This window comes from Rathayibacter sp. AY2B5, assembly GCF_002931645.1.
Lineage (GTDB): Bacteria > Actinomycetota > Actinomycetes > Actinomycetales > Microbacteriaceae > Rathayibacter.
Window position 1 is genome coordinate 22,842 of the sequence record NZ_PSUE01000014.1, and the last position, 13,157, is coordinate 35,998.

Here is a 13,157-nt window from a genome sequence, read left to right on the forward strand (position 1 = left end):
CGTGCGTCTGCCCGCCTCCACCTACCGCCTCCAGATCCGGTCGGCGTTCGACCTCGACGACGCCGCCCGCGTCGCCGACTACGTGCGCGCGCTCGGAGCGGACTGGCTGTACTTCTCGCCGCTGCTGAAGGCCGAGCCCGGCTCGGACCACGGCTACGACGTGGTGGACCACACCGAGGTCGATCCCGACCGCGGTGGCGCGGCCGGCCTGGCGAACGCCTCGGCCGCGGCGCGGGCGGAGGGCCTCGGCGTCCTCATCGACATCGTCCCCAACCACATGGGCGTCGCGACCCCGAGCGAGAACTCCTGGTGGTGGGACCTGCTGAGGAACGGGAAGTCCTCCCGCTACGCCACCGCCTTCGACATCGACTGGGAGGCGGGGGGCGGGAAGCTGCGCGTGCCGATCCTCGGCGACGGTGCGAGCGGGGGAGACAGCGACAGCGAGCTCGACGCGCTCGAGGTCGTCGGCGACGAGCTGCACTACTACGAGAACCGCCTGCCGATCGCGCCCGGCACCGCCGAGCCCGGCGACTCCGGCCGCACGGTGCACGCGCGCCAGAGCTACGAGCTCGTGAACTGGCGCCGCGCCGACGCCGAGCTGAACTACCGCCGCTTCTTCGCGGTGAACACCCTCGCCGCCATCACGGTCGAGCGGCCCGAGGTGTTCGACGCCTCGCACGCCGAGATCGTCCGCTGGTTCACCGAGGGGCTCGCAGACGGCCTGCGCGTCGACCACCCGGACGGCCTGGCCGACCCGGGCGGATACCTCGACGACCTGGCCCGCGCGATCGGCGGCGCCCCGGTCTGGGTCGAGAAGATCCTCGAGGGCGACGAGGAGCTCCCGCCGCACTGGGCGACCGTCGGCACCACGGGCTACGACGCCCTGGCCGACGTCGACCGCATCCTGGTCGACCCCGACGCCCGCCCCGTGCTGGAGGGCCTCGACGCCGAGCTCACGGGGAAGGGCGCCCCGCTGCAGTGGGCCGACCTCATCCACGACACCAAGCGCGGCATCGCCGACGGCATCCTCCGCTCCGAGGTCCTGCGGCTGGCCCGCCTGATCCCCGGCATCGAGGGAGCGGACGACGCGCTGGCGGAGCTCCTGGCGACCTACCCGGTCTACCGCAGCTACCTCCCCTACGGAGCGGAGCACCTCGAGCACGCCCGCGTCGACGCCGTGCGCCGCCGTCCCGAGATCCGCGCGACCATCGACGAGGTCGCCGCGGCGCTCGGCGAGACCGACACGCCGGTGTCCGTGCGCTTCCAGCAGACCTCCGGCATGGTGATGGCGAAGGGCGTCGAGGACACGGCGTTCTACCGCTTCAGCCGCCTCACCTCGCTGAACGAGGTCGGAGCGGACCCGGACGAGTTCGCGATCGACCTGGTCGAGTTCCACCGCCGCCAGGCCGTGCGCCAGGCCTCGTTCCCCGCCTCGCTCACCACGCTCTCGACCCACGACACGAAGCGCGGCGAGGACACCCGTGCCCGCATCACCGCACTGGCCGAGGACCCGGAGGCGTGGGCGGCGACGCTCCGCGAGCTCCACGCCCTCGTCGGCTTCGGCGACGGCCCGATCGAGCACCTGCTCTGGGAGGCCGTCGTGGGGACCTGGCCCGCGAGCCGCGAGCGCCTGCACGCCTACGCCGAGAAGGCGTCGCGCGAGGCCGACGACTCGACGCACTGGACCGCTCCTGACGAGCAGTTCGAGAAGCGGATGCACACGGCGATCGACGCGGCGTTCGAGGAGCCCGCCGTCCGCCGGCTGGTCGAGCAGACCGTCGAGCGGGTGTCGGCCGCCGGCTGGTCGAACGGCCTCGCCGCGAAGCTCGTGCAGATCACCGCCCCGGGCATCCCGGACGTCTACCAGGGCAGCGAGCTCTGGGAGACCTCCCTCGTCGACCCGGACAACCGCCGCGAGGTCGACTTCGGGCAGCGTCGAGCGCTGCTGGAGCGGATCGACGGCGGCTGGAAGCCCGCGATCGACGCCGAGGGAGCCGCGAAGCTCCTCGTCACCTCACGCGCCCTCCGGCTCCGCCGCGACCGCCCCGAGCTGTTCACCCGCTACGCCGCCGTCCCCGCGATCGGGCCCGCCGCCGAGCACGCGATCGCTTTCGACCGCGGCGGCGCGCTGACCGTCGCGACCAGGCTCCCCGAGGGCCTCGCCGCTTCGGGCGGGTGGAACGGCACGGTCGTGGTCCTGCCCGGGCACCCGATGGAGGACGTCCTCACCGGCCGCACCTTCGCGGGAGGAGTGACTCCGGTCGCCGAGATCCTCGCCGACTACCCCGTGGCACTGCTCGCCCCGGTCTCCTGACCGGTTCCGCCACCGCACCGCAGACCGATACGACCCCTCCTGGAGACAGCAGTGATCAGCACGACTCCCTACCGCTACGCACTCCCGACGACCGGTCCCGAGCGGTTCGACGTCTGGGCCCCCGAGGCCTCGACGGTCGAGCTCCTTCTCGGTGACGACTCGTCGCTAACGATGACCCGCCACGGAGACGACGGATGGTGGCGGGCGCCCGCGTCGGCCCCGGCCACCGGCGAGGTCGACTACGGGTACCGGGTGGACGGCAGCGGTCCGCTGCCGGACCCCCGCTCGCTTCGCCAGCCGAAGGGCGTGCACGAGCTCTCGCGCACGTTCGACCCCTCGGCGCACGAGTGGGGCGACTCCGCCTGGACCGGGCGCGAGCTCGCCGGCGCCGTCATCTACGAGCTGCACCTCGGCACGTTCACACCCGAGGGCACCCTGGACGCGGCGGCGGAGCGCTTCGAGCACCTGCGCTCGATCGGCGTGGACTTCATCGAGCTGCTGCCGGTCAACGCGGTGAACGGAACGCACAACTGGGGCTACGACGGCGTCCTCTGGTACGCCGTGCACGAGCCGTACGGCGGACCCGAGGCGTACCAGCGCTTCGTGGACGCCGCCCACCGTGCCGGCCTCGGCGTGGTCCAGGACGTCGTCTACAACCACCTCGGCCCGAGCGGCAACTACCTGCCGGAGTTCGGCCCGTACCTCAAGAACGAGAAGGCCAACACCTGGGGCAGCTCGATCAACCTGGACGGCGAGGGTTCGGACACCGTCCGCGGGTACATCATCGACAACGCTCTGATGTGGCTGCGCGACTACCACGTCGACGCCCTGCGCCTGGACGCGGTGCACGCCCTCTCGGACGAGCGGGCCGTGCACGTGCTCGAGGAGATGGCGAGCGAGGTGGCCGTGCTGTCGGCCCACGTCGGGCGCCCTCTGACGCTGATCGCCGAGTCCGACCTCAACGACCCGGCGCTGATCACTCCGCGGGAGGCGCACGGCTACGGGCTCGACGCGCAGTGGAGCGACGACTTCCACCACGCGGTCCACGTCGCGCTGACCGGGGAGACCACGGGCTACTACGAGGACTTCGCGCCGCTCGGCGCCCTCGCGAAGGTGCTGACGCGGGGCTTCTTCCACGACGGCACCCTCTCGACCTTCCGCGGCCGCCACCACGGCCGTCCGGTGGACACCGAGCACATGCCGACCTGGCGCCTGGTGGTCTGCAGCCAGAACCACGACCAGATCGGCAACCGGGCGGTCGGCGACCGTCTGACGGCGACCCTCGACGAGGGGCGCCTCGCGATCGCCGCGGCTCTGACGCTGCTGGGCCCTTTCACTCCCATGCTGTTCATGGGCGAGGAGTGGGCGGCGTCGACACCGTGGCAGTTCTTCACCTCGCACCCGGAGAAGGATCTGGGCGAGGCGACGGCGAAGGGCCGCATCGAGGAGTTCGCGAAGATGGGCTGGGATCCGGAGGTCGTGCCCGACCCGCAGGACCCGGAGACGTTCCTGCGCTCGCGGCTCGACTGGTCCGAGGTCGGGGAGGGGCGTCACGCCCGCACCCTCGAGGTGTACCGCGAGCTGGCGGCGATCCGCCGCCGCTACCCCGAGCTGACGGACCCGCGCTTCGGGTCGCTCCGCGTGGAGTTCGACGAGGAGGCCCGCTGGCTGACTCTCGGCCGCGGTCGGGTGACCGTCGCGATCAACGTCGGCGAGTCCGCCGCCCGCATCGCCCTGCCGGAGGTGGCGGAGACGCTGCTCGGCGTCGGGGAGTACGCGGTGCAGCCCGGGGACACCGAGGTGGATCTCGGCGGTTCCTCGCTGCTGGTGACGCTGAGCGCCTGAGCTCCGTGGCGGCCGGCTGTTCAGGTGGCCGGCCGCCGCTGTCCTGAACGGCCGCCTCGGGCCCGAGCGCTCAGAGCGTGACCGCGGCGTACTCCGTCGCGGTCACGACCCGCACTCCCTCGTCGTGGACGAGCAGGAGCGCGCGGAGGGGGATGGCCCGCTTGTGGCACGCCGCCGCCAGGTGACGGGCGAGGACCCGGTCGGTCTCGCCGAGGAAGGCGCGCCCGGGACGTTCCAGGGCGAAGGCGAGCGAGCCCACGTCCTGGTGCGCGACGGCCTTGGCGAGGGTGGCGACGATCCGCTCGGTCTTCTCCTCGTCGGGGTGCACGGGGAGCCCGTCCACCGGGTAGAGGATCGGCAGCTGCACGCCGTCGCGGTCGAGGAAGATCGGCCACAGGGCCCGGCGGTAGGCCGGTCCGATCAGCGAGGAGACGCGCTCGCGCAGCTCGCGGTCGTTCAGGAGCGGCGCATCGAGGTGCGGAGCGGGAGCGGCGTGGTCGAGAGTGGTCATGGTGTCGCTTTCTCGTGGGCGAGCGGGCGGTGCCGCTGAGGGGTCATCGGAAGTTGCGGGAGGTGGTGCGAGCGCCGACCGTGAGGGTCTCGAACCTGTCGGCGAGGAGGTTCGTCACCCCCTCGTCGGAGCGCTCGAGGATCCCCCTGACCAGCAGGGCGGGTGCCTCGCGGGCCACGCGGCGGTAGCGGTTCCATACTCCGACGGAGCAGATCACGTTGAGGATCCCGTGCTCGTCCTCGAGGTTGAGGAAGGTCACTCCACCGGCTGTGGAGGGACGTTGGCGGTGGATCACGACCCCACCGACCTCGATCCGGGTCCCCGAGGGGATGCCGGGAAGATCGGCCGAGGAGCGGGCGCCGCGGCGAGCGAGCCCCTCGCGGAGGTGGCGCAGCGGATGGTCGTCGGGCGAGATGCCGGTGGCCCAGAAGTCGAAGACCACGCGCTCCTGAGGGGAGAGCATCGGCAGGAGCGGGGGCTGCACGACGACCGTGGAGCCGGCGAGGAACTCCTCGCGGTCGCCTGCGGCGGTGCCGGCCTCCCAGAGCGCCTGCCGACGCTGCAGACCGAGCGAGTCGAAGGCGCCCGCGGCGCCGAGGGCCTCCAGCTGAGCCGCGGTCGTGCCGACCCGACGCGAGAGGTCGGCCATGCTCGCGTAGGGTCCGCCGCGTTCGCGCTCGGCGACGATGTGCTCGGCGAGCGCGGTGCCGATGCCCTTCACCCCTGCCAGCCCGAGCCGGATCACGAAGCCGCTGTCGCGCCTGTGGTCGTCCGTGTGGAAGTGCTCGGTGCGGTCGAACAGTCCCGTGGGCGGCTGATCGGCGCGGAGGCAGTCGTCGCTCCCGTAGGCGGCGCCGCTCCTCCGGCGTGCGGGGGCGTCCTCCTTCGCCTCGAGCCCGGGAGGCGCCAGGGAGCGGTTGACGTCGGGCGAGACGACCTCCACTCCGTGACGCCGGGCATCGGCGACCAGGGTGTGCGGGGCGTAGAAGCCCATGGGCTGCGCCCGCAGCAGCGCGGCGGTGAACGCGGCGGGGTAGTGCAGGCGGAGCCAGGCGCTCGCGTAGACCAGCAGGGCGAAGCTGATCGCATGGCTCTCGGCGAAGCCGAAGTTCGCGAAGGCCTGGATCCGGAGGTAGATGTCGTCCGCGACCTCGTCCGTGATGCCGTTGCGGGCCATCCCCTGGTAGAGCCGCTCGCGGAGGGTCTCGATCTTCTCGGTCCCGCGCCTGGACCCCATCGCCCGGCGCAGCAGGTCGGCGTCCTCCGCGTTGCAGTCGCCGACGGCCACGGCCACCTGCATGAGCTGCTCCTGGAAGAGCGGCACGCCGAGGGTGCGCTTGAGCGGCGTCACGAGGAGGGGGTGCTGGTACGTCACCGGCTCCTCGCCGAGCTTGCGGCGGATGTAGGGATGGACCGCACCGCCCTGGATGGGGCCGGGGCGGATGAGCGCTACCTCGATCACCAGATCGTAGAAGCGGCGCGGCTGCAGCCGGGGGAGGGTGCCCATCTGCGCCCGGCTCTCGACCTGGAACACCCCGATCGAATCGGCGCGGCAGAGCTGGTCGTAGACGCCCTTCTCCTCCCGGGGGAGGGTGGAGAGGTCCCACTTCTCGCCGACGTGCTCGGCGACGAGGTCGAACGTGTACTGCAGGGCGGCGAGCATCCCGAGCCCGAGGAGGTCGAACTTGACCAGGCCCATCCAGGCGCAGTCGTCCTTATCCCACTGCAGGACGGTGCGGTCCTCCATCCGGGCGGGCTCGATCGGGCAGACCTCGCCCACGGGCCGGTCGGTCAGCACCATGCCGCCGGAGTGGATGCCCAGGTGCCGGGGCGTGCCCAGCACCCGGGTGGTCAGGGCGACCACGTCCTCGGGGATGTCGTGGTCGGTGCTCTCGGTGACGGACCCCCACCGCTCGACCTGCTTCGACCAGCCGTCCTGCTGCCCGGCGCTGTATCCGAGGGCCTTGGCCATGTCGCGCACGGCGAACTTGGGCCGGTAGGTGATGACGTTGGCGACCTGGGCCGCGTTCAGACGTCCGTACTTCCGGTAGACGTACTGGATCACCTCCTCGCGCCGCTCCGAGTCGAAGTCGACGTCGATGTCGGGCTCCTCGTCGCGGATGCTGGAGAGGAACCGCTCGAACGGCAGGTCGTAGAAGATCGAGTCGACCGCCGTGATGCCCAGGACGTAGCAGACCGCCGAGTTGGCGGCCGAGCCGCGTCCCTGGCAGAGGATGCCGTTCCGCTTGGCGTAGTGGACGATGTCGTGGACGATCAGGAAGTAGCCCGGGAAGTCCTTCTGCTCGATCACCGCGAGCTCCTTCTCGAGGCGCGCGAGGACGTCGGCGTCGGCGCGGGGGTACTTGGCCGGCACGGCCTCGCGCACGAGCTCGCGCAGCCAGCTCATCGAGGTGTGCCCCTCGGGGACCTCCTGGCGCGGCAGCCGGGGCCGGACTCGGCCGAGCTCGAAGGCGATCTCGTCGGCGACGCGCACCGTGTTCTCCACGGAGCCGGGGTAGCGGCCGAAGCGCTCGGCCATCTCGGCGCCGGAGCGCAGGTGGGCGCCGCCCGCTGCGGGGAGCCAGCCGTCCATCTCGTCGAGGCTCCGGCGTGCTCTGACCGCGGCGAGGGCCGTCTGGAGGGGGCGCTCCTCCGGCCGGGCGTAGTGCACGTTCCCGGTGGCGACCGTCCGCAGCCGGAGCTTCTCGGCGATCGCCGCCAGCTGGTCGTTGGCGCGCGAGGCGAGGGGATCCCCGTGGTCGTACAGCTCCACGAGGACGTTGGCGGGACCGAAGAGCCGGACGAGCTCGCGGACCTCCTGCTCGGCCGCGGCCACTCCTGCGGCGGCGAGCGCTTGACGGACCGCTCCCTTGCGGCAGCCCGTCAGCACGATCCAGTGGCCGTCGGCGGCGCGCGCGAGCTCCTCGAGGTCGTAGCTCGGCTTGCCCTTCTCGGCTCCGGCGAGCTGGGCGGTGGTGATCGCACGGGCGAGGCGGTGGTAGCCCTCCTCGCGGCGCGCGAGGACGAGCAGGTGGGTCCCCTCCGGATCGGCGACCCCGTTCTGAGGCGAGGTGAGCCCGATGGAGAGCTCGGCTCCGAAGGCCGTGCGGACGGCGTGCCCCTGCGCGGCCTCGGCCATCCTCACGATGCCGTAGAGGCCGTCGTGGTCGGTGAGCGCGAGGGTGTCGATGCCGAGCCGGACCGCCTCCTCGACCAGCTGCTCCGGCTTGCTCGCCCCGTCGAGGAAGCTGAAGTGGGAGTGGGCGTGCAGCTCGGCGTAGGGCACCGGATGAGCCGGCGGCCGGACGTCGTCCCCTGCCACGTAGGCGGGGCGCTTGTGCGACCAGGCCGGACTGTCGCCGCCGTCGCCCTGGACGACCGTGCCGTCGGCGCGCTTGCCGCTGGAGAGGCGGCGCTCGAACTCCGACCAGGGGATCGGCGGGTTGTTCCAGCCCATCGGGGCTCCTTCGGTGCTCGTTCGCGGTGGTGGAGGGATGCTCCGGTTCAGTCGTAGCGGGCCTCTGCGGCCCAGACCCCGTCGAGGCAGAGCAGCAGCCAGGCGACACCGGCGGCGTCGACCACCTGGAAGCGGTCGTAGCGGACGGCGGTGCTCGGATCCCACCAGCGCTCGTCGATCGGCCAGGGACCCGCCCATCCGGCGAGGGGCTCCAGGCGTGCCTGAGAGGTCCCGGGGGTGAAGTAGGCGGGCACGGAGCTGAGGGCGCCGCGCTCGTCGACGGCGACGGGTTCGCCCCTCGGTCCGCGGACCAGCACGGCCGCGGGCTCCGCGAAGACCGTCGGCGGGAGGGGCGGCGGCAGGGAGCCGGGCCAGGGCAGGGTCCTCGGCCGTGCGTCGCCCGGCTCCCGGTCGCCCCAGGGGATCAGGTGCTGGCGGTCGCGGAGGGATCGACCCCCTCCGATCGACGCGGTCATCACGGCCTCGTGCCCGAGCATGCTCTGCACGCGGCTCAGCCCGTGGTGGACGCGCTCCTCCGGAGCGGTGCCCCAGAGACCCTGCTCGTGGTTGCCGATCGCGTCGACCGCCTCGGGCTCGACGCACAGCCGCGAGATCGGCGCTCCGAGACCGGTGTCGATCTCCCCGCTGCCCTGCAGCTGCCAGCGGACCCGGTCGAGCACGTCGCCCGGGGTGAACCATCTCGGGTGCAGCCAGCTCCGGGAGGAGATCTCACCGCGCTCGCTGACGACCTCGATGCGGATGGCGGTCGCGACCAGCTGTGCGCGGGTGAGCCCGGCGACGAACTCCTCCGCGGGGACGCGGAAGGCGAAGGCGGCCTGGTCGATGCGGTCCAGAGGGGGCTCGAACTCCATCGCCCGGTCGAGACGCTCCGGCGGGAGCCGGGGCACCACCGTCTCCGACTCCGCACCGGCGGCGAGGAGGTGCGCGTGGGCGCCCTCCGGTCCGAACCGGGCGGCGACGTCCTCGCGAGGGAGGGCGGCGAAGGCGCCGAGGGTGCGGACGCCGAGTCTGCGCAGGAGCGCCACCAGGTCGTCCCCCCGGCGGGGAGCACGGGCAGGGGCTGCGACGGACTCGGTCTCGAGGGCGTCGAGCGGGAGAGGAGCGAGGAAGCCTGCCGCTGCTCCTGGGGGCACGACGGCGACCGGGCGGCCGGAGTGCTTCGCGGCGAGCTCGGAGGCGAAGAGCCCGTCGGCGATCCCGATGCGGGCGTCGGGGAGACCCAGCTCGGCCAGCCGCTGCAGGATCGCCTCGGCCGCGCTCTGCTCGCTCCCGTAGTAGCGGCGCGGACCGCGGGCGCGGATCGCGCACAGACCGGGCCGGATCAGCTGGACGCCCGGGGTGATCTCCTCGAGCGCCTGGATGAGCGGCTCGAACGCCCGGTGGTCGAGCACCGGGTCGTACGGGAGGACGGCGAGACCCGTGCAACGGGACTGCGCCTCGCGCACGCGCATGCCCCGCCGGACCCCCTCCGCCCGAGCAGCGGGGGAGGAGGCGAAGACCAGGCTCTTCTCCGTGAGGGCCAGGGGGTGCCCGGCGCCGAGGCCGGCGTCGGCGGCGGCCGCGAGGAGGGGCCAGTCGGGGCACCAGACGAGGATCGTCCGCCGCAGCTCGGGTGCGCTCGCCATCTCAGACCGCCCGCTCGTGCAGGCGGCCGTGCTCGACCCGGGAGCCGAAGGCGCTCTCGACGCCGGGCATGCTCATCCGCACCGTGCGCACCCGGGTGCCGGCCCGGCCGACCACATCGACCATCGCCTCCCGGGAGCGCAGGTAGCCGTGGCCGTCGCCGAGCCCCTCCCAGCGGCTGCTGCGGATGCTGAGCCGCGCCTCGGCCTGGGGCCACTCGCCGAGGACCACGAGCGTGGCACCCCGCTGGCGCAGTCGTGCTCCCAGACGTGAGACGTCGGTCGAGGAGACGGAGGCGGGCGGACGGGTGAGCACGACGGTCAGCACATCGACCAGAGCGGCGGTGACGGTGAGCCAGTGCTCGGCCGGTGCGGGCACGAGCACCAGGCGCTCGAGGTCGATCCCCATGCCGGCCGCGGCCTCGGCCCCGAACTCCGGGACGCCCACCACGCCGCACCACGAGCCCTCGGCGGACGGGCCGGCCAGCAGCCCCATCGCCAGACTCATCGAGCCCTCCACCGAGTAGGCGGCACCCTGCTTGAGCGAGCCGCCCGGGAGCACGGAGGAGAAGGCCGGCAGGGTGGCGAGGCTCCTGGTCTCGAGGGTGGTCGCCTGCATGTCCCGGATGCGGGACTGCAGCTCCTTCACCGACGCGAGCTGCCGCAGAAGGGGCTCTGCGGCCTCGGCCGTCTCCGCGGAGACGAGGGGTGAAGGGGGGCTCATCTGCCCATGTTCGAACATGTGTTCGAGTATGTCAATCGCCACCGACATCCACCGGCGAGCCGCTCGGACCCCTCCGTGACCGCCCGGCAAGGGGCACCGTGAAGGAGGTTCCAGACGTCCCGGGCAGTCTCGCATCCGCCCCCGACATTCCCGTCCGGGGGCGTTCTCCGCCGGGTCTCGGCGAGGGAGGGCCTCCTACCGCGCCTCTAGCATGGAGCCATGTCCGACGCCCTGCCCGACCCCGCCGACTCCGACGCCACCGCCCCGGCCGCGCCGCGCAGAAGGACCCTCGTGGTCAAGATGGGGTCCAGCTCGGTCACCAAGCAGTCGGGTCCGGATCCCGTTCTCCTGGCCAGCGCGCTCGAGAGCGCCTTCGCCGCCCGCGCGCTGGGCTGGGACGTCGTGCTGGTCTCCTCCGGCGCCGTCTCCTCGGGTCGGGCGCTCTTCGCCCGCTCGCAGGAGGAGCCGATCAGCGCCCGCCTGGCGGCAGCGGTGGGCCAGACCGTCCTGATGGGCTTCTACCGCTCGGTGGCCGAGCTCTCGGGCGCCCTGATCGCGCAGATCCTCATCGGCGAGTCCGACCTCGCCTCTCCCCGGCAGATGGCACACGTCGCCGAGGCGATCCGCCACGCCCTCGACGCCGGAGTCGTGCCCGTGGTCAACGGCAACGACACGATCGACTCCGCCGGCTCGGACAACGACGGCGTCGCCGGCGGATTGGCGATGCTCCTCGGCGCGGACCTGCTGCTGCTGCTCACCGACGTCCCCGGCGTCTTCGCCGGCAGCATCGCCGAGGGCGTGCACCTCGAGGAGCTGGGCATCTCGGAGCTGCGCCGCATCGGCGTGCAGAAGGGCGGTACCGGCCGAGGGGGCATCCGCTCCAAGCTGCGGGCCGCCGAGCTCGCCGCGCACAACGGCGTCTCGACCAGGATCGCCGGGGCGCGCACCCCCGAGGTCATCCTGGGCGCCCTGGGAGGGCCGGGCCCGGGCACCCTCGTCCGCGCCGTGCACGCGCATCCGTCCGTGGAGCAGCGCTGGATCTCCGGAGTGGCCACCGGCCGCGGCCGCGTCGAGATCAACCTCGAGGCCGAGCGGAGCATCGGAGCCGGCTCGAGCCTGTTCGCCTCGGGCATCAAGCGCGTCTCCGGCGAGTTCGGCGGCGGCGACGTGATCGAGGTGCGCGCCCTCAGCGGAGAGCTCCTCGCGCGCGGCGTCTCCCGCGTCTCCTCGCGTCTGCTGACCCTGGTCCGCGCACTCCGGGTCGACGAGATCGCCCGCGTCTTCGTGGCGGTCCTCGGCCATGCCGCCACGACGGCGCCGTCGGCGAGTCCGGAGGGGGAGGAGAGGCCGCAGCTGACCCGCGCTCTGGAGTACGCGCGCACTCTCTCCTCCGAGCACGCTCGGGCCGTCGCGATGGAGATCGTCTCCCTCTTCCCCGCCGAGAGCATCTCGGCCCTGCTGGGGCAGGGCGCGGGGGAGGGCGAGCTCGTCGAGCGCTACACCCGCCTCGTCCGCACCCTCGCCATCGTGGAGAACGAGAACCTGGCCGTCTTCCGCTCCTGACCGCCGGTGGCGCGCCACGTCTCAGTGCATTTCGCGCCTTCGCGTCATGATCGCCGTTCTCCGGTGTCTTCCTGGTGATGGCGCCGCTCCTGGGCGCCCCCGACGGAACGGATCATCGATGAGCGTCCCCACTTCCACAGCCGGCCACTTCCGCGAGTCCGACATCACGCCCGAGAGCTTCGAGATCGAGCGGCTCGAGCGGCGGCTCGCCCTGCTCGAGGCCTCGATCGCCCAGGGGGAGCGGGCACTGCTGGGCCGGGTCGACCCGAGCAGCGGAGCTCCCCTCCCGGGCGCCTGCGGGGGGCACCGAGCCCAGCTGGTCAGCAACCTGACGACGGAGCGGGCCCTCGCCGACCGCATCCGGGAGATGCTCGCCGCTCGGAGCTGACGGGGTGCGTACGGCACCATGGGGCCATGGTCACCATCACCGTCGCCGGTCTCGCCCAGCACTTCCACCCCGCCGAGCGGGGCACCGTCCGCCTCGAGATCCGGCGCGAGTCGCGATCCCGACCCCAGGCGCTCGCCGAGGTCACCGCCCTGCACGCGCGGGTCCGTGAGGAGGCGGCCGCCGAGCAGGCGTCCGGCGCCGCCACCTGGTGGTCCTCCGATCAGATCTCGGTCTCCTCGATCCGCCGGTACATCAAGGACTCGGACGTCACGCAGCTGTTCCATGTCGCGGCCGCCGGGGTCCGGGTGAAGTACCGGGACTTCGCGGCTCTCGGGCGCTGGGTCGGCTCGATCTCGGAGGTGCCGGGGATCCAGATCTCGGGGATCGACTGGGACGTGACGGCGGCGCGACGGGCGGGCATCGAGCGCGAGGTCCGCACCGCTGCCGTGCGCGACGCGCGCGAGCGGGCCGAGGCCTATGCGGCGGCCCTCGGCCTGACCGAGGTGCGGGTGCTGACCCTCTTCGAGCCGGGACTGCGGCCGCACACGCGCATCGAGGGCGGCTCGGCGATGATGAGCCGCGCCAAGGCGTTCTCCTCTCCTGAGGAGCCGCTGGCCCTCAAGCCGGAGGACATCGAGGTCACCGCCTCGGTCTCCGCCGACTTCGAGGCGCACTGACGCGGAGACGCGACCGGGCGACCGGTTCCGCTGCG

The 13,157-nt window shown here is 72.8% G+C and carries 9 protein-coding genes; 5 read left to right on the plus strand and 4 right to left on the minus strand.

Going from position 1 to position 13,157, the window contains the following annotated elements; genetic code table 11:
- The first annotated feature begins 1 nt into the window (after nucleotide 1).
- Together treY and treZ are read left to right on the plus strand one after the other, a co-directional pair.
- Nucleotides 2-2,314, plus strand: a complete 2,313-nt coding sequence (treY, locus tag C5C30_RS10365) for a malto-oligosyltrehalose synthase (RefSeq protein WP_104333670.1) — start codon at nucleotides 2-4, stop codon at nucleotides 2,312-2,314.
- A 51-nt stretch (nucleotides 2,315-2,365) separates the two neighbouring features.
- Nucleotides 2,366-4,159, plus strand: coding sequence for a malto-oligosyltrehalose trehalohydrolase (gene treZ / locus C5C30_RS10370; RefSeq protein ID WP_258065895.1), 1,794 nt, complete (start codon nucleotides 2,366-2,368; stop codon nucleotides 4,157-4,159).
- A gap of 70 nt (nucleotides 4,160-4,229) precedes the next feature.
- Here treZ and C5C30_RS10375 read toward each other — a convergent pair whose 3' ends face one another.
- From C5C30_RS10375 to C5C30_RS10390, 4 genes are read right to left on the minus strand one after another with little or no spacing between them, the layout of a single operon-like run.
- Nucleotides 4,230-4,670: a hypothetical protein gene (locus tag C5C30_RS10375; RefSeq protein ID WP_104221992.1), complete on the minus strand. Its 441-nt coding sequence runs from the start codon at nucleotides 4,668-4,670 to the stop codon at nucleotides 4,230-4,232.
- Between the two features lie 43 nt (nucleotides 4,671-4,713).
- Entirely contained in the window at nucleotides 4,714-8,127 is a 3,414-nt protein-coding gene (locus tag C5C30_RS10380) for an error-prone DNA polymerase (RefSeq protein ID WP_104333671.1), read from the minus strand.
- Nucleotides 8,128-8,174: 47 nt separating this feature from the next.
- A complete protein-coding gene (locus C5C30_RS10385; protein ID WP_104333672.1) occupies nucleotides 8,175-9,773 on the minus strand; it encodes a DNA polymerase Y family protein in 1,599 nt (532 codons plus the stop codon).
- A 1-nt stretch (nucleotide 9,774) separates the two neighbouring features.
- Complete coding sequence (locus C5C30_RS10390) at nucleotides 9,775-10,494, minus strand: hypothetical protein (RefSeq protein ID WP_104333673.1); 720 nt, start codon at nucleotides 10,492-10,494, stop codon at nucleotides 9,775-9,777.
- Nucleotides 10,495-10,713: 219 nt separating this feature from the next.
- On the opposite strand from C5C30_RS10390, the gene proB reads away from it, so the two are divergent.
- From proB to C5C30_RS10405, 3 genes are all read left to right on the plus strand, one after another.
- Entirely contained in the window at nucleotides 10,714-12,057 is a 1,344-nt protein-coding gene (gene proB / locus C5C30_RS10395) for a glutamate 5-kinase (RefSeq protein ID WP_104333674.1), read from the plus strand.
- Between the two features lie 118 nt (nucleotides 12,058-12,175).
- Nucleotides 12,176-12,445 (plus strand): hypothetical protein, encoded by a 270-nt coding sequence (locus C5C30_RS10400; protein WP_104333675.1) that lies wholly within the window; start codon nucleotides 12,176-12,178, stop codon nucleotides 12,443-12,445.
- A gap of 26 nt (nucleotides 12,446-12,471) precedes the next feature.
- Nucleotides 12,472-13,122 carry an SIMPL domain-containing protein gene (locus tag C5C30_RS10405; protein ID WP_104222004.1) on the plus strand — a complete coding sequence of 217 codons (651 nt, stop codon included), beginning with the start codon at nucleotides 12,472-12,474 and terminating at the stop codon, nucleotides 13,120-13,122.
- The last annotated feature ends 35 nt before the right edge of the window (nucleotides 13,123-13,157 follow it).